Source organism: Acinetobacter sp. YH12144, from assembly GCF_013418345.1.
Taxonomy (GTDB): Bacteria; Pseudomonadota; Gammaproteobacteria; order Pseudomonadales; family Moraxellaceae; genus Acinetobacter; species Acinetobacter amyesii.
Map to the genome: position 1 here is coordinate 150,968 of NZ_VPCD01000007.1, position 20,996 is coordinate 171,963.

21 protein-coding genes, 4 tRNA genes and 1 pseudogene are annotated in these 20,996 nt (G+C 41.6%); 10 read left to right on the forward strand and 16 right to left on the reverse strand.

Annotated features, from left to right (window positions below; genetic code table 11):
• Positions 1 to 37 precede the first annotated feature (37 nt).
• The 6 genes from FTU79_RS06290 to rnr form a co-directional block, all read right to left on the reverse strand.
• On the reverse strand, positions 38 to 913 hold the full coding sequence (locus FTU79_RS06290; RefSeq protein WP_180049278.1) for a DMT family transporter: 876 nt from the start codon (positions 911 to 913) through the stop codon (positions 38 to 40).
• A 66-nt stretch (positions 914 to 979) separates the two neighbouring features.
• Positions 980 to 1,417: a hypothetical protein gene (locus FTU79_RS06295; RefSeq protein WP_180049281.1), complete on the reverse strand. Its 438-nt coding sequence runs from the start codon at positions 1,415 to 1,417 to the stop codon at positions 980 to 982.
• A gap of 15 nt (positions 1,418 to 1,432) precedes the next feature.
• Complete coding sequence (locus FTU79_RS06300) at positions 1,433 to 1,642, reverse strand: YheV family putative zinc ribbon protein (protein WP_171256675.1); 210 nt, start codon at positions 1,640 to 1,642, stop codon at positions 1,433 to 1,435.
• 40 nt (positions 1,643 to 1,682) lie between these two features.
• The gene (locus FTU79_RS06305) at positions 1,683 to 3,722 is read right to left on the reverse strand and encodes a M3 family metallopeptidase (RefSeq protein ID WP_180049283.1); all 2,040 of its coding nucleotides are present in this window, start codon (positions 3,720 to 3,722) and stop codon (positions 1,683 to 1,685) included.
• 74 nt (positions 3,723 to 3,796) lie between these two features.
• Positions 3,797 to 4,381, reverse strand: a complete 585-nt coding sequence (locus tag FTU79_RS06310; protein ID WP_111885424.1) for a hypothetical protein — start codon at positions 4,379 to 4,381, stop codon at positions 3,797 to 3,799.
• Positions 4,382 to 4,460: 79 nt separating this feature from the next.
• Positions 4,461 to 6,878 carry a ribonuclease R gene (gene rnr / locus FTU79_RS06315; protein WP_180049285.1) on the reverse strand — a complete coding sequence of 806 codons (2,418 nt, stop codon included), beginning with the start codon at positions 6,876 to 6,878 and terminating at the stop codon, positions 4,461 to 4,463.
• Positions 6,879 to 7,146: 268 nt separating this feature from the next.
• Here rnr and FTU79_RS06320 point away from each other — a divergent pair.
• The 4 genes from FTU79_RS06320 to FTU79_RS06335 all read left to right on the forward strand — a co-directional run bounded on the left by FTU79_RS06320 (position 7,147) and on the right by FTU79_RS06335 (position 8,023).
• Positions 7,147 to 7,236 (forward strand) — tRNA-Ser (locus FTU79_RS06320).
• 15 nt (positions 7,237 to 7,251) lie between these two features.
• Positions 7,252 to 7,328: transfer RNA gene (locus tag FTU79_RS06325), tRNA-Arg, on the forward strand.
• Positions 7,329 to 7,373: 45 nt separating this feature from the next.
• Positions 7,374 to 7,450 (forward strand) — tRNA-Arg (locus tag FTU79_RS06330).
• Between the two features lie 496 nt (positions 7,451 to 7,946).
• Positions 7,947 to 8,023 (forward strand) — tRNA-Arg (locus FTU79_RS06335).
• Positions 8,024 to 8,116: 93 nt separating this feature from the next.
• Here the strand turns inward: FTU79_RS06335 and FTU79_RS06340 are convergent.
• Positions 8,117 to 9,400, reverse strand: coding sequence for an SRPBCC family protein (locus tag FTU79_RS06340; RefSeq protein WP_257224258.1), 1,284 nt, complete (start codon positions 9,398 to 9,400; stop codon positions 8,117 to 8,119).
• A 184-nt stretch (positions 9,401 to 9,584) separates the two neighbouring features.
• Here FTU79_RS06340 and FTU79_RS06345 point away from each other — a divergent pair, with 184 nt between their 5' ends.
• Together FTU79_RS06345 and FTU79_RS06350 are read left to right on the forward strand one after the other, a co-directional pair.
• A complete protein-coding gene (locus FTU79_RS06345; protein ID WP_180024361.1) occupies positions 9,585 to 10,082 on the forward strand; it encodes a YcxB family protein in 498 nt (165 codons plus the stop codon).
• Positions 10,083 to 10,114: 32 nt separating this feature from the next.
• A complete protein-coding gene (locus FTU79_RS06350; RefSeq protein ID WP_180049289.1) occupies positions 10,115 to 10,756 on the forward strand; it encodes a fumarylacetoacetate hydrolase family protein in 642 nt (213 codons plus the stop codon).
• 52 nt (positions 10,757 to 10,808) lie between these two features.
• Here FTU79_RS06350 and FTU79_RS06355 read toward each other — a convergent pair whose 3' ends face one another.
• Both FTU79_RS06355 and FTU79_RS06360 read right to left on the reverse strand, forming a co-directional pair.
• A complete protein-coding gene (locus FTU79_RS06355; protein WP_180049291.1) occupies positions 10,809 to 11,582 on the reverse strand; it encodes a tetratricopeptide repeat protein in 774 nt (257 codons plus the stop codon).
• A 95-nt stretch (positions 11,583 to 11,677) separates the two neighbouring features.
• A complete protein-coding gene (locus FTU79_RS06360; protein ID WP_180049293.1) occupies positions 11,678 to 12,493 on the reverse strand; it encodes a helix-turn-helix domain-containing protein in 816 nt (271 codons plus the stop codon).
• Between the two features lie 103 nt (positions 12,494 to 12,596).
• Between FTU79_RS06360 and FTU79_RS06365 the strand changes: the two genes are divergently transcribed.
• Positions 12,597 to 13,526 (forward strand): DMT family transporter, encoded by a 930-nt coding sequence (locus tag FTU79_RS06365; protein ID WP_180049295.1) that lies wholly within the window; start codon positions 12,597 to 12,599, stop codon positions 13,524 to 13,526.
• A gap of 51 nt (positions 13,527 to 13,577) precedes the next feature.
• Here FTU79_RS06365 and FTU79_RS06370 read toward each other — a convergent pair whose 3' ends face one another.
• Positions 13,578 to 14,825, reverse strand: a complete 1,248-nt coding sequence (locus FTU79_RS06370; RefSeq protein ID WP_180049297.1) for a YihY family inner membrane protein — start codon at positions 14,823 to 14,825, stop codon at positions 13,578 to 13,580.
• Between the two features lie 112 nt (positions 14,826 to 14,937).
• Between FTU79_RS06370 and wrbA the strand changes: the two genes are divergently transcribed.
• Positions 14,938 to 15,531, forward strand: coding sequence for an NAD(P)H:quinone oxidoreductase (gene wrbA / locus FTU79_RS06375; protein ID WP_111885937.1), 594 nt, complete (start codon positions 14,938 to 14,940; stop codon positions 15,529 to 15,531).
• 317 nt (positions 15,532 to 15,848) lie between these two features.
• Positions 15,849 to 16,037 (forward strand): hypothetical protein, encoded by a 189-nt coding sequence (locus FTU79_RS06380; RefSeq protein WP_180003478.1) that lies wholly within the window; start codon positions 15,849 to 15,851, stop codon positions 16,035 to 16,037.
• Positions 16,038 to 16,145: 108 nt separating this feature from the next.
• Here FTU79_RS06380 and FTU79_RS06385 read toward each other — a convergent pair whose 3' ends face one another.
• The 4 genes from FTU79_RS06385 to FTU79_RS06400 form a co-directional block, all read right to left on the reverse strand.
• The gene (locus FTU79_RS06385; protein WP_180049320.1) at positions 16,146 to 16,544 is read right to left on the reverse strand and encodes a hypothetical protein; all 399 of its coding nucleotides are present in this window, start codon (positions 16,542 to 16,544) and stop codon (positions 16,146 to 16,148) included.
• A 268-nt stretch (positions 16,545 to 16,812) separates the two neighbouring features.
• Positions 16,813 to 17,388: a xanthine phosphoribosyltransferase gene (locus FTU79_RS06390; RefSeq protein ID WP_078189246.1), complete on the reverse strand. Its 576-nt coding sequence runs from the start codon at positions 17,386 to 17,388 to the stop codon at positions 16,813 to 16,815.
• Positions 17,389 to 17,478: 90 nt separating this feature from the next.
• Positions 17,479 to 18,192 (reverse strand): DUF3108 domain-containing protein, encoded by a 714-nt coding sequence (locus FTU79_RS06395; protein WP_078192434.1) that lies wholly within the window; start codon positions 18,190 to 18,192, stop codon positions 17,479 to 17,481.
• 157 nt (positions 18,193 to 18,349) lie between these two features.
• Complete coding sequence (locus tag FTU79_RS06400; protein ID WP_078192433.1) at positions 18,350 to 19,033, reverse strand: hypothetical protein; 684 nt, start codon at positions 19,031 to 19,033, stop codon at positions 18,350 to 18,352.
• A gap of 258 nt (positions 19,034 to 19,291) precedes the next feature.
• Between FTU79_RS06400 and FTU79_RS06405 the strand changes: the two genes are divergently transcribed.
• On the forward strand, positions 19,292 to 20,149 hold the full coding sequence (locus tag FTU79_RS06405) for an energy transducer TonB (protein ID WP_213033255.1): 858 nt from the start codon (positions 19,292 to 19,294) through the stop codon (positions 20,147 to 20,149).
• A gap of 3 nt (positions 20,150 to 20,152) precedes the next feature.
• Here the strand turns inward: FTU79_RS06405 and FTU79_RS06410 are convergent.
• Together FTU79_RS06410 and ybeY are read right to left on the reverse strand one after the other, a co-directional pair.
• Positions 20,153 to 20,442 (reverse strand): annotated as a pseudogene (locus FTU79_RS06410) (antibiotic biosynthesis monooxygenase).
• Between the two features lie 62 nt (positions 20,443 to 20,504).
• A complete protein-coding gene (gene ybeY / locus FTU79_RS06415) occupies positions 20,505 to 20,987 on the reverse strand; it encodes an rRNA maturation RNase YbeY (protein ID WP_078192431.1) in 483 nt (160 codons plus the stop codon).
• Positions 20,988 to 20,996: the final 9 nt, after the last annotated feature.

Here is a 20,996-nt window from a genome sequence, read left to right on the forward strand (position 1 = left end):
AAGGGGCTGTGCATTTGATGGTAAATGGTTTGAATCTTTATGACTTTTTAAACTTATTTTGTAGGATTGGACTACAGAGCAAAATCGCTAAAAATATAAAAGCAAAGCCGAATAGGCTGTAAATGTCTGGCAGTTCCTGCCAAAGAACAAAGCCCCAAATACCTGCAAAAATAATCGTGATATAGTTCACGGGGCCAATTTGACCTGCGGGTGCGAGCTTATAGGCATTGGACATAAAAATTTGACTGATATTGGCCAAAAGTCCCGCTGTAATCAGAAAAGCTAACTCTTTTAAACTATAGGGACGCCAGAGCCAAAACATTGGGATCATGGAAATAAGTGTGCCAAAAAAGCAGAAATAAAACACAATGCGTTCAGGCGGTTCTGTTGCTGTAAGCGCACGGACAGTGACAAATGCCATGGCTGTCAAGAAGCTTGCGCTCAGTCCGATGAGTGATAACTGATTGAACATTCCTGCATCGGGCTTTGCGACGAAGAGCACGCCGATTAAACCAATGACTGCGGCAATGAGCATACTCAGGGTCATTTTTTCTTTTAAAAATAACCATGCAATTAAGGGGATAAAGATCGGTGAGGAATAGGTGAAGACCATGGCATTGGAGAGTTTTAAGTGTGCAATGGCATAAAAAAAGCCATACATTGCCACCAAGCCTACGATTGAACGCCATGTATGCATCCACAGTTTTTCAGTTCTAAAAAATGTGCTCCCTTTTTGCAGGATCAAAGGGAGAAAGATCAATAAGCCAACCGCATTTCGAAAAAATACGATGGTGGCATTATCTACCGTGTGAGATGCGTAGCGTATGCAACCCCCCATGATGGAAAAAAGCAGCGCTGACAGCATGAGAAAGCCAATTGCTTTGGGGATATTCTGTGGTGTAGTAGTGTACATAACAAAAAGGCTAAAAAATCTGATGATATTCTAGCCTATAAGTACGCAGGGTGTAGCAGAAGTCGGTTATTTTGCTTGTTGTGCTAACTGTGCTTCGAGTAATTTAATTTGTTCTTCTTTCAGTTTAATCAGTTCATCTGCATCTGAATGTTGCTGTTTTAAACTTTGCTCCTGATCATTCAATTGTTGTTGAATGTCATCTAATTTGGCAATTTCTTCTTTGGCTAAAGAGGCATTTTCAGGCACAGCTGCATCTAAAATGTCTTCTTCGACCAATTTAATGGTGTCAGTCTCTGCGGCAGGGACTGATGCTTCAGTTTCAGATTGGACTGGGACTGCAACAGGCGGTTTAGCCGGTGCAGCGACCATTTCTTCTTGAAGTTCAGATTTATCTGCTGTACTGCTGCTTAACCATTGATATGCAAAAAAGATAGCAATCAATAACGTTAAGCCCCCAATGATTCCAACTAACAGTTTTGGATTATTTCTTTGATCTTCTGTCATTTTTGACCTTAATTTTTATTTAGGCTGACGTGGCTTAAATTGGATCACACCGATATCGTCTGGCACGGCAGGTTGTTCAGGTTGATCGACATGAGTCGGTCGATTTTCACTGTAACCACAATCAATGCATTCGATCCATTCGTCTTCGCCAGAGGTCAGCATGACAACCCGGTCCATCGCTTGGCATTTTGGACATTTTGCACCTGCAATGAAGCGTCGTTTAATGGTCATCATACTTACCTTGAATCTAACTAAGGTCCCTAGTTTAAGCGTTTTTAGATGCGTTCGTCCAACCTTGATGACGCAGCAAAGCATCTATTTTTGGCTCGCGTCCGCGGAAATTGATAAATGCGTCAAGTGCCGTATCTTTTCCGCCAACTGCTAGAATAAATTGTCTAAACGACTTGCCAGTCGAAGTATTAAAAATTCCTTCATTTTCGAATCGGTCGAAGGCATCACTCGCCAAAACCTCTGCCCATTTGTATGAATAATAACCGGCAGCGTAGCCACCTGCGAAGATATGACTGAAACCATGTTGGAAACGGTTGTACGAAGTGGTAGGTGCAACCGCATATTTTTGACGAATAGCATCTAAGGTTTGTTGGATGCCTGCAGCGTCCAAAGCAGGGTTGGCCTTATGGATATTTAAGTCAAACATGGCAAATTCAATTTGACGTAAAGTTTGCATCCCTGATTGGAAGAAACGTGCATCTTGCAGTGCTTTTAACAGATCGGCTGGTAAGGTTTGCTTTGATTCGATATGTTCACTGAGCAAATCTAAACTTTCTTGATCCCAAGTCCAAAATTCCATGAATTGACTTGGTAGCTCTACTGCATCCCACGCCACGCCATGTGTACCGGCAACAGCAATATTATCCACTTCAGTGAGCATGTGATGTAAGCCATGACCAAATTCGTGGAACAGCGTCGTTACTTCATCATGGGTAAGTAAAGCAGCTTGCTCACCGACAGGTGGGGTAAAGTTGCAGACCATATAGCAAATTGGTTTTTGCAGACCATTTTCAGTTTGCATGCGTGAACGGAAGCCGCTCATCCATGCGCCGCCACGTTTCCCACTTCGTGCATACAGGTCAAAGTAGAAACCGCCAATCACGCTGCCTTGATCTTCAAGTTCAAAGTAACGTGCATCGGGATGCCAAACAGGCGCTTCACGCTCGATTACATTGATGCCATAGAGGCGATGTACAATGCTGAACAAGCCTTGAATAATTTTAGGTGCAGGGAAATAGGGCTTCAGGTCTTCTTGTGACAAATTAAACTGTTGAACTTTGAGTTTTTCTGAGTAGAACGTGGCATCCCACGCTTGTAACTCAGTGATACCGTCTTGTGCAGCAATGCCTTTCAATTCAGCAATTTCTTTCTCTGCTGGTGCACGTGCATGTTCTGCCAGTTCAATCAGGAACTGATCTACAGTTGCCACATCGGGTGCCATTTTGCTTGCTAAAGACAATTCGGCATAGTTGTTAAAACCAAGCAGGCTAGCCATTTCCTGACGTAGTTTCAAGATTTCTTCCATGACTGCTGTATTATCAAATTCAGCAGAGTCTGCCTGATCAGAAGCACGTGTGGTATAGGCTTTATAGAGAGCTTCACGGACTTCGCGGTCTTCGGCATAGGTCATAATGGCAATATAAGACGGGAAGTCGAGTGTTGCTACAGCCTGTTCAAGTTCACGTTGCTGACCATATTGTTTCAGAAGTTCAATGCTGCCTTGAGGTAACCCTTTGAGCTGCGCTTCAGTTAAGGGTTTGAAGTAGGCTTGGGTGGCATCCAATACGTGGTTGGAAAAGTCTGATGATAACTGTGAAAGTCGTGCAGATATTTCTGCATAGCGTTTTTTCGGTTCACCTTCTAAGGCTACGCCTGAAAGTTTAAAATCTCGTAACGCAAGTTTAATCGCGCTTTGCTGTGCTGCAGGAAGCGTGTCGAAAACACTGTTGTCATGTACATGCTGATACGTTTGATACAATACTGTATGTTGACCTAGCTGCGTATAGTACTCACTCAGGACGGGTAGTAAAGATTGGTAAACTTCACGTGTTTCGGCATTATTCATGACAGCATTGAGGTGCGAAAGCACGCCCCATGCTTCACTCATGTTATTTTCAAGGGTATCGACGTGTTCGAGTACTTGTAGTTGTGCTTGTACGGATTCGGGTACATCCGTTAATTCTTTTAAAAATGCCTGACCTTGGGCAATGCTCTGTTCAATCTTTTGTTTTAAGTCTGCAAGGGTAATTTGGTCAAATTGTGGAACAGGCAAAGTTGCCTTTTCTAATGTCATGTCGGTCTGCCGATTTATTTCCTGTGTTATTTGTAGAAGTAAGGCTTCTAGAAGGATAAATCAAGCCTTGGGTGCTATTTATTCGCTCTTGTTTCACCGTGGATAGATTGAATATCTTGGATGTAGGTGCCAAAGCGCCCCTCAATGACCGATAATTTTATGAATAGATTTTGATTTTTGTAGTGTTCATATTCATCTACATTGATTCGAAACATACCAGTAGAGTCATACGGTGTTTCAATAGAATAGTAGACACTTCCTTTTTTACCATGTTTTTTAACAGCGCTTGCTTCCAATGTCACCACAGTAGGTGTACCCAAAACTAGGGTATGAAGCAGAGGAGGATAGACAACTAGATTTAAGTAAAGAAACAGAATTACAAAAATAGGGAAGAGGAGTAAAAAATAGAATTTTGGCTTTTTTTGTACATTTGTCCATGTACGTGGAATGATCCATTGTCCGTATCTATGCAGAACATAAAAGTAGATCAAAACAGCCAAATAAATCAACGTTGCAACAATGAAGGCTGTGATTTTGACTTGATTTGTTGGGGTGAAGTCTATAAAAAAGAGAGCAATCAGTGCTGAAATACTAAGTACAAAGACTAAGCATATTACATATTCATGGTAATAGTATTTAGTAATTTTCTGTGATGTCATGATTTTTAAGTGGTTTATTTTTATAGAGATATATTAAATGAAAAAGAGCGCCGTAGCACTCTTTTTTATTTAGTAAAATTTACTCACCCTTTGCTTTGGCATTGGATTTTTTCTTTTTTACTTTTAACTTTTTCTTCACTTTATCTTTAGCCTTCGCTTCAGATTTGCTTGCAGATTTTTTAGCAGGCTTTTTACCGAATGAACTGGGCTTAGATTTCGACTTTTTGCGTCGTATGGGCTGTTCTCCATCTTCAGCAGCGTTGGTTTTACGTTCTGAAAAGACTTCTTCTTTGGCTGTAGGTTTTGCAACACGAGGGGCACGTGCGCGAATAGCGCGACCTGCATGGCTCAATTGTTGAATCAATTCAAAGTCGATTTTGCGCTCTTCTAGATTTACACCAGCAACTTTAATTTTCACTTCATCGCCGAGACTGAAAACTTGACCTCGAGATTGACCAATTAAGCTCTGACTTGGTTGGTTATAGACAAAGAAGTCATCACCCAATTGGCTGACGTGGATCATGCCATCAACATATAAGTCTTTGAGCGTTACAAACAGGCCAAATTCAGCAGTCGCACTGATGGTGCCGACAAACTCTTCACCCAAATGCTGCTGCATGTAATGGCACTTCAACCATGTAGTGACAGAACGAGAAGCTTCATCTGCACGGCGCTCAGTCGCAGAGAAGTGTTCACCTGCATCATCCAGCGAAGCACCAGAAATTGGGTAAGGCTTTTTCTTCAATTGTGCTTTGATGGCACGGTGAAGTAACAAGTCTGGATAACGACGGATTGGAGATGTGAAATGCGTATACGCTTCATAAGCCAAGCCAAAGTGACCTGCATTGTTCGCGCTATAATAAGCTTGCATCATTGAGCGGAGTAAAACGGCATGAATACTTGGAGCATCAATACGGTCTTTAGTGGCATCAATCACGGCTTGATAGTCAGCTTGAGTCGGCTGTTCAGGGAATGGCAGCCCCAATAACTTCACAAAGTCACGAACCTTTTGAATACGTGAGAACTCAGGTGGTTCATGCACACGGTACAGCATCGGAATTTCGTTTTTTAATGCATATTCTGCCGCTGCGACGTTTGCCAACAACATGCATTCTTCAATTAACTTATGTGCATCATTACGGCTACGCGGTAAGATTTCATTAATACCGCCAAGCTCATCAAAAGTCATATAAGTTTCAACGGTTTCAAATTCCATCGCGTGGCGTTCAGCACGTAAGCCTTTCAACACTTGATACAATTGGAATAGGGTATTGACCGATTTACGCACATCACGGTTTTCAGGAATGGCTTGACTATTACCCTCAAAATATTCGGCCACTTGAGTATAGGTCAAACGAGCTTTTGAATGCATCACACCCGGATAGAATTCAAACTTAGTGACACGACCCGCGCGAGATAAGTTTAAATCACAGACCATACATAAACGGTCTAGGTGTGGGTTCAAAGAACATAAACCATTCGACAGCGCCTCAGGCAACATCGGCAATACAAAATGAGGGAAGTACACCGATGTACCGCGCTCTTGAGCTTCGTCGTCGAGCGGTTTACCCGGACGTACATAATGGCTGACATCGGCAATTGCCACGACAACACGATAACCACCACCCGGACGTTTTTCCGCATACACGGCATCATCGAAGTCGCGGGCATCTTCACCATCAATGGTGACAAGCGCTAAATCACGTAAGTCGACACGACCTTCACGGTCTTGTTCTGATGGCTCTTTAAAGCTGTCGGCTTCTTGTTGTACCGCTTCAGGGAATTCGTAAGGTAAACCAAACTCTAAAATGGTTTGCGGAATAATAATTTCAGTGTCTGCTTTATCTGCCATCGACTGAACAATATGACCTGTCGCAAATTCTTCTTTGGTTGGGTAGCTGTCAATCGCAATACGCACAGAGTCGCCGAGTTTGACTTTGGCATGCTCGATTAATTCTTTTTCTAAAGTAATCGGTTGGTGTGCATTGGGATTTGCCGGCTGAATAAAATATTCGCCTTCATACTCAGACACTTTACCAATAATTTCTTTGATACGATGCTGTAGAACTTCAGTAATAAAGCCCCATGCTTTGCCTTTACGGTCTACCGAAGTTTGGCGGACTTTAACACGGTCACCATTAAACACCTGACGTAACTCACGCTCAGGAAGTAAAAGGTCATCTTCACCGCTAATATTGGCTGTGCCTAAACCTTTTGAGTTGATATAAACCGTTGCTTCATGAGTCGGTTGCTCAGCTGCAAGCTGGAACTTAAATCCATCTTTCATCAACTGACCATCTCGAACCATCGCAATCAGACGATGACTCAGTGCATCAATACTTTTTTGATCGGCAATTTCAAAATGTTCTACAAGATCGGCATGCGACATTGCAGTTTTCAGTTGTTCAATCGTCTCTTGAATTAGAGTACGGCTTGGAATTGGATTGTCATAACGTTCGGCTTCAGCTTTTGCTTCAGGGTCGACCCAGTTTTTCATATGTATTTGGCTTCAAATCAGAAGATTAGGATTAGCATAAGTCATGCAAGCAGATACTGCACGCAATTGATTGCAATAAAGTGTTTTATGCCGATATTTTATAATGTTTAAAGCTGAAAAGTAGGGGACAGCAGTGTGTGCTGAACTAATTTTGCACTAATTTTTTGAAAATCGTTTAAAAAATATCTAATTGAGTAAAAAAATGAAAAAAATATAACGACTGTGCTTGCAGTCGTATCATGATCTTTGTATTATGGCGGCACGTTACGGTGAGATGGGTGAGTGGCTGAAACCACATCCCTGCTAAGGATGCATACGGGCAACTGTATCGAGGGTTCGAATCCCTCTCTCACCGCCACGATTTACTTATGTCGCGCTCATAGCTCAGCTGGATAGAGCACTTGGCTACGAACTAAGGGGTCGGGAGTTCGAATCTCTCTGAGCGCACCAATAAGTAAATCTGAAAACGTAGTCTTTTAAGACGACACAAGTTACGCGCTCATAGCTCAGCTGGATAGAGCACTTGGCTACGAACTAAGGGGTCGGGAGTTCGAATCTCTCTGAGCGCACCAACTTGAACAAATTACCGCACATGTTGTGGTTTTTTTGTGCCTGTGATTTATCGTTTTGATGCAGCCTGTCTTTTGTCTTTTGTCTTTTGTCTTTTGTCTTTTGTCTTTTGTCTCTTACTTAGATTGTATAAAGCGTTCTATTTCATAAGACGATCCATCAGTAAATTTGATTTTGCTTTTTTCAGCAGATAAACCCTCATTTCAGATGTTCATGGCGATGCATTTTTTAAAGCTAAGATAAAGAAAAGTTGGGTGAGTTAAAGCCGTGATTCAATGATGGCAATATATTTGTTATCTATTTTGAGCATTTATAAGTGAGTACAGCTACCTGTAGATTCCAAACTTGTGATGAAAAAGCCATTAAAAAAGTAAATCTGGCTGATTTTTAGCGTGTTTAAAGGGTAATTGTTTATTTGCTGTGCGTTTGGTTAAATTTATATGAAAAAGCTCTTAACAAAAAATAAAAATCACGTATAATGAGCCTCATCAAGACGTCGCGCTCATAGCTCAGCTGGATAGAGCACTTGGCTACGAACTAAGGGGTCGGGAGTTCGAATCTCTCTGAGCGCACCAACTTGATCAAGATTGAAAAAACCGCATATGTTGCGGTTTTTTTGTGTCTGAAATATAGCTAAAACCAATAAATTCAGCTCATCAATCAAGGTTCTAACTTAACTTCTGTTTAACTTTGAGTGCAAAGACCGTATTGCCCCCTAAAGCCGGTAACATGTCGTGATACGGCATACTGCGCATAGCACGAAGTAAAAAAGGTGCTTTATCATCAATCTTCACCGCACTGGTCAATTGTAATAACGACCCTTGTTGTAAGGGGCGAATATGCATTGCACCTCGGACAAACTTTAAGTCCCCACCTGTCGCAGTGTATTGATTTTGCAGTAAGTCTGGATAGTTAAAACGCATTTTAAAATCAAAGGGAATATTGATCACACCTAAACCCACCGAAATTTTATAGTCGGCATCCATCAGGTGTGGATTAATTTTCTGTACTTGCATATGTTTGACTTGTCTTGGAAATAAGTGCTTGAACGAAGACACATTAATCCAACGCTGTAAGCTCGAAGGCTCTTGTGCATAATATTGAAAACTGGTGCTAAAGCGCATCAATTCATAATTTTGCCCAAAGGGAACGCGCTGCGCTGTCAAAATAAAGGACACAGGTTCTTTCGAGCTTTGACTTAATTGGGTGACTTTGTCGAGTTGAGAGGCATTTAATTTGAGTTCAGGTAATTGATTTGCAGCGAGAGTTTCGCTGCTAAAGGCTTTAAATCGACGCTGTAATGATTCGAGTAAAAAACCATTGGCTCCCGCAGGAATCCCTAATTTAGCATCGGGTAAGGCATTTAATATTTTGCTAAACAAAAAACCTTTGGGCTGATTTAAATCGCCCCATTGGGTCACACTAATCAAGGTGTGTTGAGCATCGATCTCAAACCATTCAATTTTCCCTGCACCAAAGGGCACCGGTGCTTGTAGAACCAAACTATTAATGCTGTTGTGATCAATTTGGTGCTGCATCACCACGGTTTCTTTAAAGTTTAAAACCGGAATAGGTGTCGGGATATGGATGCGGTATTCAACTTGGCTGGTTGAACCTTGCTGTTGCAAAACCTCAGCAGATTTTAGCGTGGGAAATAAGCCAGCATAGTTTGGATAATTACTGAGTAATCTGGACACATTTTTGCTGTTGGTTGGGACAACCACGGCGGCACTTTGAAATTTACCAACGACTTTTTGACCTGCTTTCATCGTGGGCAGACTAATCTGCTGTGAAGGATGTGCAAAAATCACGATGTGATCACCGGCAAGATTTGCCAAGGCTTTGGCATTGCCATTAAACAAGTCCAAACTACTAGGAATCTGGGGTTGCCATTGAACGAATTTGGCCCAACTGGTCGATATGCTCAGTCCACTCAGAAACGCTAGCATCATGATTATTTTTGTTATCTGCATGTCACATCCTGCGTATGCAATCTTTTATTTGTTGCTGTTTTTAACGTATTTCTAGGTGGAAGGGAAGTAGTGAAGTGTTACAACCGACCATTAAAAAGCATGAAGCAAGTTTGAATTGTGGTGTAGTATTTAGCGCAATTCATTTTTAAATATTCATACGCTTATGTCTGAGAATCTACCTGCATTATCGCTGCGCTATTTTTTAAATCTAGAAGAATCACAGGATGGTTTTGCACTAGCTACTTTTGGCAAAAAGCAATTTACGCGTTTTTTAACGCCAGCTATTAGCCTTGGGATTATCATCTGGGGTTTTTACTTGGGTGTAGATGGAGTTGGTGCCTACTATGTTGGGCTGGGCGCTTTCTTTTTACTTCTTCAAGGCATCATGCGTTATTGGTTTTTACCGATGATGTTTAAACGCCAGTTTGTAAAATACCAATTAGGCAAAAGTGAACAAGGTATTGATTTATTTCAAGACTATGCAGAAATTCATGCCAATGGGCGTAAGAATGTCTTTCATTATGCTGAAGTGGCAAATTTTGCTGAAGGCAAATTGACCTATATGCTTGAGCTGAAAAATAAAACCGTGATTATTGTGCCGAAAAGTGCATTTAAAAATACTGCGGACCAAGCGACTTTTAGCAATACTTTTCAGCACTAAGACAATCTATTCATAACAAAAGAGGGAGTAGTATGCAGTCACGTCCATCTAAAATTGTTTGCGTCGGTCGTAGTTATGCAGATCATGCCAAAGAATTAGGCAATGCAATTCCTGACCGTCCTGTACTTTTTATGAAGCCGCCAAGTGCATTAACCGCATTAGAGCAAGGCATCTCATGGAATCCTGCATGGGGCAGTTGCCACTATGAATGCGAATTAAGTTTACGTGTTGATCGTCCTTTATCGGCTGAAACTGATCCACGCAAAGCCTTAGAAGCAGTCGGAGCTGTGACTTTGGGGCTAGACCTGACCTTGCGTGATCTACAAGATGACTTAAAGAAAAAAGGTCAGCCTTGGGAGCGTGCCAAAGCTTATGATGGTTCTTGCATCCTTGCGGATTGGGTCGATGTTCAAGAGGTGGTTCAAGATTGGAAAGATGTGCATTACACCTTGCATGTCAATGATGAACTGCGCCAGAACGGTGATACTGCATTGCTGATTTTTGATGTGGGTACTTTGTTGGCAGATATTAGCCAAGTGTTTAGTCTTGAAGCGGGTGATGTGGTCATGACGGGTACGCCTGCGGGTGTCGCGGCACTACAGTCAGGTGAGCAGTTGAAAATGACCCTGAAAGGCAAAAATCAGGATTTTGTTTGGACAACTTTTGTCAAATAATCTGTGAAAAAAATACAAAAAAGGCTGCTTAATGCAGCCTTTTTTGATTGATCTATTCGGTACTGCTTGATGGCGGTGGCTCATTCGGTTGTAAAGGACCAGTATCTTTCCATGCTTCATAGGTCTCGGCCATATGCTGTGAGTCAGTGTCTCCCAATGCACCTGCTTTGGCATACCATTGTCGCGCTTTTTCACCATCTCGAATATCATAATGATAATAATGTGCCATTTTCATCGCCGCGTCAGCATCTTGCCCTTGTTCTGCGGCATAGCTTAAATATTCAGCTGCTTTGTCGGGTGTAGACGAAGGATGTTCAGAAAAATAATGTTGATTTCCCAAGACTTTGATTGCTTCGACATTCTTTTGTTTGGCAGCTTTTTCATACCAAATTTGCGCTTGGTGCTTATCTTGAATTAAGCCTTTTCCAGTGTCGTACATCCAACCAACGGTATATTCAGCAGCAGGATCATGAGTCTTTTTTGCAAGGTCTAGCACCCAGTGTGCAAGGAAAATATTGCCATCTTGCTGCATCTTTCGAATCACTTGATCTGCATGCGGGTTGCCTTGATAAGCTTGGGTCATCAACCATGCGAATGCGTCCGTAGTGCCTTGATCCGCAGCAGCTTTGTACCAATGTACACTTTGTTCGATATTTTGTTCTGTGCCCGTTCCACTGAGGTATAAATCACCCACTTTCATTTGCGCAGTCGCATCACCACTTTGAGCGGTTTTGAGTGCAGATTTAAATTCACGCTGTTCTTTGGAACTACAAGCCGTTAAAAATACGGCAGATAAACACAGCGCTAAAATGGTTTTTTTATTCATTTGAAATGGAATTATTATCATTTTCGTAGATTTTTTGATCTTAACGGATTGTTGAATCACTTTATAGAGACACTTATAGCTAAATTTAAACACATTTAGGGCTTTAAAACGGATTTCCTAAACTGATCTGGGGTGCAAAGCATCCATTTTTTAAACATATTTATAAACGCTGAGGCATTGGCATAGCCAAGTTCTAAGGCAATATTTTCGACGGTTTGGCCTGCGTTGAGCATGGACATGGCTTTCATGACTTTGAGACGTTGTCGCCATTCATGCAGGGACATCCCAAGTTCTTTTTGACAATAACGCGCCAGAGTACGTTCCGTCATATTTATCCGCTTTGCCAATTGCTCAAGCGCGCTCTGATCTGCAGGATGTTGATGTAAATAATCAAGCAGCTGTTTGAGGGCAGGGTGATCCGAATGCGGTAAATAACTACTGACCAGTTTGGCTTGATGCAGTTGATCTAAGATCACATGGAGTAAGCGTTGATACTCGGCCGTATTTTCCATGAGATCGGCTTGTTGATGCAACAGACGCAAATGGCTGAATATCGCTGTAACTAAAGGTGAGCTGAGTAAAATCCCCGGTTGTTTCGGCAAGTGGGTGCATAGAGATTCATGTACATATAAGGTGCCATGTGAAACTGCAGTACGATTTAAACCACTATGTTCTAAGTGTGGGGGAAGCCAAATGCCATAAGGTGGTGGGGTAATATAGTCTATCTGGTTGATGTTCACTTCCATTACGCCATTAAAGGCATAGACAAACTCGCCCCAAGCATGTCCATGAACGGGATAAACAGACAGTGCAGGATCGTCACGAAAACTGATCCACAGTGCTGCTTGAATTTCATCGTTGGTGGGAAGTTGTTGCAACTGCGTATGATCTGCACGAGCTTTATGACGCATGAGAAATTTTGCCTGAATAAGAAGATCACTTGTCTATTTTGAAGTATATATTTTATTTCTGACAGTTCTATAGTGTTGCTTGTCGTATTGTCGAGTAAAAAGTGTGGAACAGCGCAAGGCGCTAGATGCAAAAGCTTCTGGTCTGATGATTATTTTGTGCATGATTTTAGGGATTCAGCAGGTCATTTTGAAATTGGCCGCGGTTGATATTGCGCCGATCATGCAAATTGCCATTCGATCAGGTCTGGCTGCGCTGTTGGTCTTTCCACTGATGCGTCTCAAGCCGGGTACACATTTATATACACGCGAATACTTGCTACCGGGTATCTGGTTGGCGTTTTTATTTTCAGCTGAATTTATTTTAGTGGCAGAATCCCTGCGATATACCTCTGCATCACATACTGTTGTCTTGCTCTATACAGCACCGATTTTTGTGGCATTAGGTTTACATTGGAAACTGCCTGAAGAAAAACTCACAGCGATCCAATGGGGCGGTATTTTTATTGCCTTTTCAGGTATTGTCCTGTCGTTTATGGGACGTGAAAGTAGTACTACAGTCAACACTCAAGCACTGTTGGGGGATGCGATGGCATTATTTGCTGGGGTGATGTGGGCCTTGACCACCATTTCATTAAGACTCACCAAACTCTCTGATGCACCTCCGACTCAGACGCTGTTTTATCAGTTAGTCGGTGGTTGCGTGTTTTTATTACCCGTAGCATGGCTGACAGGACAAATGACTGTACATTGGACGGTGCTGTCCATCAGCAGCATGATTTTTCATGTGCTCATTATTTCATTTTTTAGCCTGATGTTGTGGTTTTGGCTGTTAAGTAAATATCTGGCCAATGGTCTGGGCGTTTTTTCATTCCTTACTCCAATCTTTGGTCTAGTCTTTGGCGTATTGATCTTAAACGAAACGATTGAGCTGAATTTTATCTTGGGGACAGCCTTAGTAATGGTCGGGGTGATGACGGTAACCTTGCATCGATGGTTAGCTAAATTGATGGGACGTCAACGTACAGCGATCTAAGATCATGTATAAATAAAAAAGGAGAGCTACGGCTCTCCTTTTTATTTAAGGTTATTTTTCTTCAAAAATAGTCGCAAGCGGAATCGAGAGTTTGGCCGCAAGATAATCATCCGATTCGACCAGTTGCGGTCCAATTTTTTCCATCCAGACATCATCTGGATCGACGCGACCTAGGTCTTGGCGCTTAGGGAGCGGATAGGGCAGTTTACTGTAAAAGCTCCAGAAGTCTACTTGGGTTAAATTGCGAACCAAAACATAATGATCATCGTCGGTACGTTTAATCAGGTGCTGCTTTTCAAATAATAAAATATAGCTCGGCAGGCGACCGATTTCATCACGCCCTAAAACCTCAAGCGCTTCTTTTTCTGTCACGCTCTGACCGAGTTTTTGCTTCTTATAAAATAATTCAAGCAAATCCATCAACATAATCACAGGATGACGTTTTTGATCTTTGCCTGAATTGAAAGCGGTCAGTGCATAACTAATTTCTACCCCAATCAGCACGATATTCCATGAAAGGAATATCCAAAGTAGGAAAATTGGCACCGCAGCAAAAGCACCGTAAACGATTTGATAACTGGTGAAATTGGACATGACAAAACCAAAGAGGTTTTTGAGTAATTCAAATACCACGGCACTAAAGACACCCGCGATCAGCGCCGCCTTGATCGGCACACTGCGGTTGGGAATCGTCCAATACAGAATGAAAAAACCTAAAATGGTCAATGAAAAAGACAAGATCCACAGCAGAAAAGCCCCGTCTAGTTCATAGCCGGCAAAATTATTGCTGAGGACATTCATAGAGGCCAAGGTAGATGACACAACAAATGCGCTACCCAGTAAGATCGGGCCTAATGAGATAATAGTCCAATAACGCATGAAGCCAATTATGCCGCCACGTGTCTCACGCACCCGCCAAATTCGGTTAAATACCGTTTCAATACTGGTCAGCATCATGACTGTGGTAATGAATAAAAACAGCACACCAATCACGGTCAAGTTACTGGATTTATCGGTGAAGGCATTCAGTGCTTTATCGAAAGCAATCGTCGTTTTCGGTAGAAAATTACTATAAATCAATTGTTGAAGCTGTTGACGAGCAGGCTCTAAGGCATTGATTGATGAGATGATGACCAAAAATACAGTCAACATGGGCACCACTGCAAACAAGGTGGTATAGGTCAATGATCCTGCTTGTTCACGGCAGCGATCGGCTTCAAAACGTCGAATGACAAATAAAACAAACTGAAACCATTTCTTGTCGTAAAAGGGAAGTTTTTTTAAAAATGCTTCGATCATGCTTTCAAGTCTCGAGTTATTTTAGTCATGTTTATGCAATTTTCATCACTTAGCTTAACCAAAAAATAGGAAAAATACCGTATAGTTTTCTTTTTTCATTGAATTTATAAAAATGACGCAAGCTTATGTACTGGTGCTGTATTACAGCAAATATGGTTCAACACGTGAGATGGCACATTTAATTGCCAATGGAATTGAAGCTTCTGGGATGGCGGTAAAAATACGAACCGTTCCAAATTTATCCACCGTGGTGACCGACGTGCAGCCCAGTATTCCTGCCGAAGGCGATATTTACTGTAGCTTAGATGACTTAGCGCATTGTTCAGGTCTAGCGCTAGGTTCACCGACCCGTTTTGGTAATATGGCGTCGGAAATGAAATATTTCTGGGATCAAACCACAGCGCTTTGGCTCAATGGCGCATTGCATGGTAAACCTGCCTGTGTGTTTACCAGTTCAGGTTCAATGCATGGCGGACAGGAAAGTACTTTGCTGACCATGCTGCCACCTTTGTTTCATCATGGAATGATGGTTATGGGTTTAAGTAATGCCCTTCCTGCATTATCGAATACCAAAACGGGTGGCACGCCCTATGGTGCAAGCCATGTCAGTGGTCCACGTCATGATCAGTCATTGAGTCAAGATGAGCGAAACTTATGTGAAGAGCAGGGTAAACGCCTAGGCGAAGTGGTCAAAAAGTTGATTTGAAACGTGCTTGATAAAGGCAATAAAGTAAACTTTGTAGCGAACGGGCAAGAAAAGGCTTAAATATTGCACTTTTCTTGCTTTTTTACGTGTGACTTCTCTTTATTTATGACGTTGTATTGCCGCCAAAAATATAAAAATAAATCTGTCGAACTATTCTTAAAATACCCAAAATAAGTGATATCAATAACATATTGAAAGTTTTTAAATACAGCCTGCTCAGTGATGGCCTTGAGTCGATTATTGCTGTCTCTTTGGGCGCGCTATTTTTATTTTTTGATTACATGATTTGTATTTAAATTTCTTCTTTGGGGTGTGTGATGTCTATTATTAATTTTCGAATGATTTTCCTGTGTTCCGCATTGGCTGCTTCTTCCTTGTGTACGGCAATGCCAGTTTTATACAGTATGGATTTCCCGCAAGAGAAAAAAGCCGAAGAAAAAGAATTTTTGGCGAAACAAGATCAAGTCAAAGCGGACTCAAAATCTTTAACCGATGCTTCAAAATAATTGATTCACTATGGTTTCGAATAGCATTTCAATAGGCTAGAAATACATGCTAGAAAAACAATAACCCATTAAAAAAGAGCACTGCTGCGCTCTTTTTTTACATCGAATTTAGTCTTGATCCGAAGTCTTTGCAGCATCTTCAGGCTGTTGCTCAACTTCAAAGCGCTGTTTGCAGTCTAAACATTGGTAGTCGAGAAAAATATTTTGATCGACGATCACGCCGGCTTTTTTACCAAAACGGTGTCCGAGAAAACCGCCTGTGATACCGACGCTAATCGCACCGACAAAAGTCCCGATGGTTCCGCCCATAATCACGCCAAGTGGGCCTGCAGTCACACCACCAATCGCAGCACCAATAGATGCGCCAGATGCCGCACCACCGACAGTCCCTGCAGCAGTTCCTGCACCACTGAGTAAGACACCACCAATTTTTTGTAAGTTTTGTTCATGGTTACGCTTTTCAATATGGGTTGATCCACATTTTGGACATTTAACTGTCGTTTCCATGTTTTGCTCTTCTGTATTCATAACTTTCCATAGCCTTAAAAAATAAAGTGGCCGAATTTATGGTGCAGCATAATGTAATTTGACAGATGAGTAGTTGACCCATTCGATCAAATGCAACGATTTTCCTGAATTTTATCGAGTTTTGCACACCGATGTTTTGTCTGCTTGTAACTAAGGCGTTAAAAAGTGCGCTTTATGTCACCTTAATGGCAAATTTTTAGCAAAAAAAAGAACACCCGATGTGTTCTTTTTTCTTTTGAACGCAAACTTAGTCACGAACAAATTCAACTGTACCATTCGCCAGTGATTTCACACGTGCCAATGATTCAACGCGATAGCCTTTTTCAAGCAAAATATCACGACCAGGTTGGAATGATTTTTCAATCACGATACCGATACCCAATACTTCAGCACTTGCTTGATGAATAAGATCTGCAAGACCTAAAGCCGCTTGACCATTGGCCAAGAAGTCATCAATCACTAAAACTTTATCTTCAGCATTGATGTGCTTTTTAGAAATCGCGATAGTGCTTTCAGTTTGTTTCGTAAAAGAAAACACTTTTGAGCGATACAAATCATCTTTTAAGGTTAAAGATTGATATTTACGTGCAAAAATCACAGGAACACCAAGTTCAAGACCAGCCATTACTGCAGGTGCAATACCTGATGCTTCAATCGTAATGATTTTTGTGATGCCAGCATCTTTAAAAAGACGGGCAAATTCTTGACCAATTTGCTGCATCATCACAGGGTCAATTTGGTGGTTCAGGAAAGAATCGACTTTCAGAACTTCTTCAGAGAGAACGATACCTTCAGCTAAGATTTTCTGTTCCAGAGCGTGCACGGGAGAATCCTCGAGGGGCAGGTGCTTTTTAAAGCAAAAGCGTATTTTAAAAAGCACCGTGAAAAATGCAAGCGAAATTGATCAAATCAATTAATTTGTTGCACCTTTATAGCCCGTTAACAATAAACCGTAAGAGGTTTTATTGTCTTGGTGGGAAACTTTGACAGGTAGATAATCTAGTTTTGGTGCTAACCAGAAAGTCGTTTGACGGCCTGGTTTGTCATGACGCATCACGACTTTAACGGTGTCAAAAGTTCCATAAGTGGTTTTCACTTTTTCAGTGCCTTGTTTCACGAACTTACGAGCTTCAACCTCTTTGGCATCGGCAATGTAGTAATTCGATTTCAAACCACCATTTTTTAAATCTTCACGAATTTGCAATTCAGCATTGAGTTCATCTAACACACCTGATTTCCACGCAAATGAACGCGCCTTATCATCTTTTTTGGTATTAATGGTTTTTGCGCCAGCATTAAAATTAATATTCATGGTGTTGTTGTGCACCAAAATTTTGCTGCTGCGGCTAAAGCTGTTCGAGTGAATTTGGCTGCCATTTAAACTAAAACGACTGGTTTCAGTTGCAGAGGCCATCGCACCAGCTTTTGCTGCGAAAACATACGTCCAGTTATTCCCAGATTGTTTTAGGGTACGTGTTGCAGAACCCAAGTTTTTGCCGTTGTAGTTAAATTGGTAGTTGGCTTGGAATGGACTCATGGCAAATGACTGACTTGAGAAACCAGTCAAAAGCAGTGTAGTCGATACCCCAGCAACAAGACCTAAATTTTTCAAAACTGAATGTGCCATAAGTATGGTTTTCCTATTCAATAGAAGTGTGGTGGGCTAAACCACCTGATATATTTATTATGCGGCTGGATTGTGGAGAATCTCGTCGCAAATCCGTGCCTAATGTATATGTTGTGTAGCGTTTTATAGGCTCAAGATATCTAAGTACAGGATAAGTCTAGCTTTCCTTTTGCTTAATTGGCGTGACTTCATCGTCTTTTAAATTTGAATCATCCCAGTCTTCAATCCGTTCTTGCGACATCTTGGTGAACAATGCGGTTAAATTAACATTACCAATCACCACCAATTCGGCCTCACGTAAAACAGCATGGTTGACATGGACTTTGCCAAGTGTGTCGATAATCGATCGACTTTTACCGAGCCAGCGATTCAGGTCTAAATACAGTAAATCATCTTTAACTTTGATCACATTGAGCTTTTCCAAAATCATACCCAATGGATCTTGGTTGAGTACTTTTTGATAGAACCATAACGCCATGCGCACGCCCATCTTATACAGAACATTTGGATACTTTGCTTCAATCACTTGTGTATCACTAATTTGTTCAAATACGATCAATTGGGTTTGTTTGTTCAGTTCCATCTGTACCAGTTTTAAATCAACAGAGAGTGTTATGATCAGCCCGTTATAATCCAATGTGGCATACAATCGAAGCCAGTCATCATGCAGGTCAGCATGCAAGTCTTTGAGCATTTTCACATTATCGGTGACAAAGCGCTGAAATGTCGCATTTAAAAACACTTGAGACATTGGGAATTCACGCTCATCTTCAATAAATCCTTCAGCTTTTTGGTACACTTGGCGTATACGTTTAGCGATATTGGAAACTAGCGTTTGCATAAGAAGTGCATCCTGACAAATTATGTTTTTTGACGATGTTTATCTTGTCGATTTCTATAAAAACACAAGGTTTTGATCTTGCAGTTTAGCAAAATAAATTGCACCATTTTCATGATTTTAATTGTGCATTATCTATGTGTTGATGGATTTCTCGTTTTCATCAAAAAATGAATACGAGTTTTATTTTATACTGTTTTAAGCAGTTTGGGGAATGCGGCAAATAGTCGGTTTAATGTGATGCTGAAAAAAATAACGTTCATGCCCTTGATGAAAGAGTGGTGGAAAGATCCCATATTTGCAACTGCGTTGGCGTTTGCTGCGGTGTTGCATTTGGCATTTTTAACCATGCAATTTACCATGCCCCAAGAGGCTGACTATAACACCAAAGAAATTGCAGTTTCTTTACGTCCTACGACGGAAAAAATTGAACATGCGGACTTTTTAGCGCAAGCCGATCAGCAGGGCTCGGGGACATTCCGTGAGTCACATCGGATGTCGAGTGACATGCCTGCACCGATGATCGAACAAAAAGCCGGTGAGCAAAAAAGTGAAGCTTTAGAGCAACTGCAACAAAAAAAAGAGCTCAGTTTTGAAGATAAAGTGTTGATGACAACTTTGAGTTGGCAAAAACAAGCGGAAGAAAACAGTCGCAAAAAAGCTGTTGAGGAGTTGAATAGTCAGTTTCAGGCCAAGGCTGCGATGGTGGCGAGTATCGAAGCTCAATATTTACAACGTCAGCAAAACTTTAGCCGTCAGCAAAAAATTAAAACCATAGATGGTATTCAAGCCAAGCAAGATGTTTCTGCGGCCTATATGGAAAAGTTTCGTGAAAAAGTCGAGTTTTACGGTAACCGTTACTATCCTGAAGCGGCAAAACAGCAACAGCTACGCGGTGAAGTACGTTTAATGGTTATTTTGAACAGTAATGGCGGGATTCGTGCCATTCGTTTGATCGAAAGTTCAGGTTCAAGCTTATTGGACGAAGCTGCAAAAACCTCTGTGCGTAAGGCGGCACCTTTTGGTTTGTTTGATGCCAAAATGAAAGACATCTCAGAACTTCGTATTGTGCGGACTTGGCGCTTCGATCCTGCAGAAGCAGAGTTTGAGGTTCGTTAAAATTCAGTTGTGATAGCGTCGCAAAACTTCGCAGATTTCGACGCTAAAACTCGCATACCATTGGTTTTCCCCAATTGTTGCGCCACCAGATGTTGTGCATCTTGTTGCCAAGCTCGAATGTCTTCTAAGGTATTCCAGTAGGAAAGGGCGATTTCATGCTCACCCTCTGTCAGCGCTTCAAAATGTTGACAGTTAAAGTGTGTCAAGGCTTTGTCTCTAAGCTGCTGTGCAGTCGAAAAATACAGCTCATCAAGCGTACGAATGCGTGCTTTAAAAATCACGACATATTGCATATCTTTCCTTCCTTGGTTTTTATAATGTTAAAAAAGCGAGCCGTAGCTCGCTTTTTGGGTTCTTAATCTCTTTCCAGATAAGGGTTATCAAACCCCAATTTGGCTAAAATCTCGATCTCCAAAGCTTCCATTTCTTCAGCATCTTCATCAGAGGTTTCATGGTCATAGCCCATGAGGTGCAACGTACCGTGTACCAGCATATGCGTAAAGTGGGTCAGAGGTGCTTTGCTTTGTTCTTGTGCTTCACGAAGAACCACAGGAATACAAATCACCAAGTCGCCAATCGGAAATGAGTCTAAAACCGCCGCCATTTCATCAGGTAGGTCGCTTGGAAAAGACAGTACATTGGTTGGTTTGTCTTTACCACGATATTCCAAGTTCAATTTGTGGCTTTCGTCATTGTCCACACATGCAATACCGATCTCACAATCACTTTGTGTATCGATATGACGTAAAGCCGTTTCCACGACTTTTTTGATATGCGCACGTTTCACCACCAATTCAGGTGACTGAAAATTTTGCTGCAAGGAGAGATTAAGTTTCAAAATGAATCC

Coding starts and splice junctions, on each gene's coding strand:
- FTU79_RS06290 (WP_180049278.1), bottom strand. CDS start 913: ATGTACACTACTACACCACAGAATATCCCCAAAGCAATTGGCTTTCTC.
- FTU79_RS06295 (WP_180049281.1), bottom strand. CDS start 1,417: ATGACAGAAGATCAAAGAAATAATCCAAAACTGTTAGTTGGAATCATT.
- FTU79_RS06305 (WP_180049283.1), bottom strand. CDS start 3,722: ATGACATTAGAAAAGGCAACTTTGCCTGTTCCACAATTTGACCAAATT.
- FTU79_RS06310 (WP_111885424.1), bottom strand. CDS start 4,381: ATGACATCACAGAAAATTACTAAATACTATTACCATGAATATGTAATA.
- rnr (WP_180049285.1), bottom strand. CDS start 6,878: ATGAAAAACTGGGTCGACCCTGAAGCAAAAGCTGAAGCCGAACGTTAT.
- FTU79_RS06340 (WP_257224258.1), bottom strand. CDS start 9,400: ATGATGCTAGCGTTTCTGAGTGGACTGAGCATATCGACCAGTTGGGCC.
- FTU79_RS06345 (WP_180024361.1), top strand. CDS start 9,585: ATGTCTGAGAATCTACCTGCATTATCGCTGCGCTATTTTTTAAATCTA.
- FTU79_RS06350 (WP_180049289.1), top strand. CDS start 10,115: ATGCAGTCACGTCCATCTAAAATTGTTTGCGTCGGTCGTAGTTATGCA.
- FTU79_RS06355 (WP_180049291.1), bottom strand. CDS start 11,582: ATGAATAAAAAAACCATTTTAGCGCTGTGTTTATCTGCCGTATTTTTA.
- FTU79_RS06360 (WP_180049293.1), bottom strand. CDS start 12,493: ATGCGTCATAAAGCTCGTGCAGATCATACGCAGTTGCAACAACTTCCC.
- FTU79_RS06370 (WP_180049297.1), bottom strand. CDS start 14,825: ATGATCGAAGCATTTTTAAAAAAACTTCCCTTTTACGACAAGAAATGG.
- wrbA (WP_111885937.1), top strand. CDS start 14,938: ATGACGCAAGCTTATGTACTGGTGCTGTATTACAGCAAATATGGTTCA.
- FTU79_RS06380 (WP_180003478.1), top strand. CDS start 15,849: ATGTCTATTATTAATTTTCGAATGATTTTCCTGTGTTCCGCATTGGCT.
- FTU79_RS06385 (WP_180049320.1), bottom strand. CDS start 16,544: ATGGAAACGACAGTTAAATGTCCAAAATGTGGATCAACCCATATTGAA.
- FTU79_RS06395 (WP_078192434.1), bottom strand. CDS start 18,192: ATGGCACATTCAGTTTTGAAAAATTTAGGTCTTGTTGCTGGGGTATCG.
- FTU79_RS06400 (WP_078192433.1), bottom strand. CDS start 19,033: ATGCAAACGCTAGTTTCCAATATCGCTAAACGTATACGCCAAGTGTAC.
- FTU79_RS06405 (WP_213033255.1), top strand. CDS start 19,292: ATGCCCTTGATGAAAGAGTGGTGGAAAGATCCCATATTTGCAACTGCG.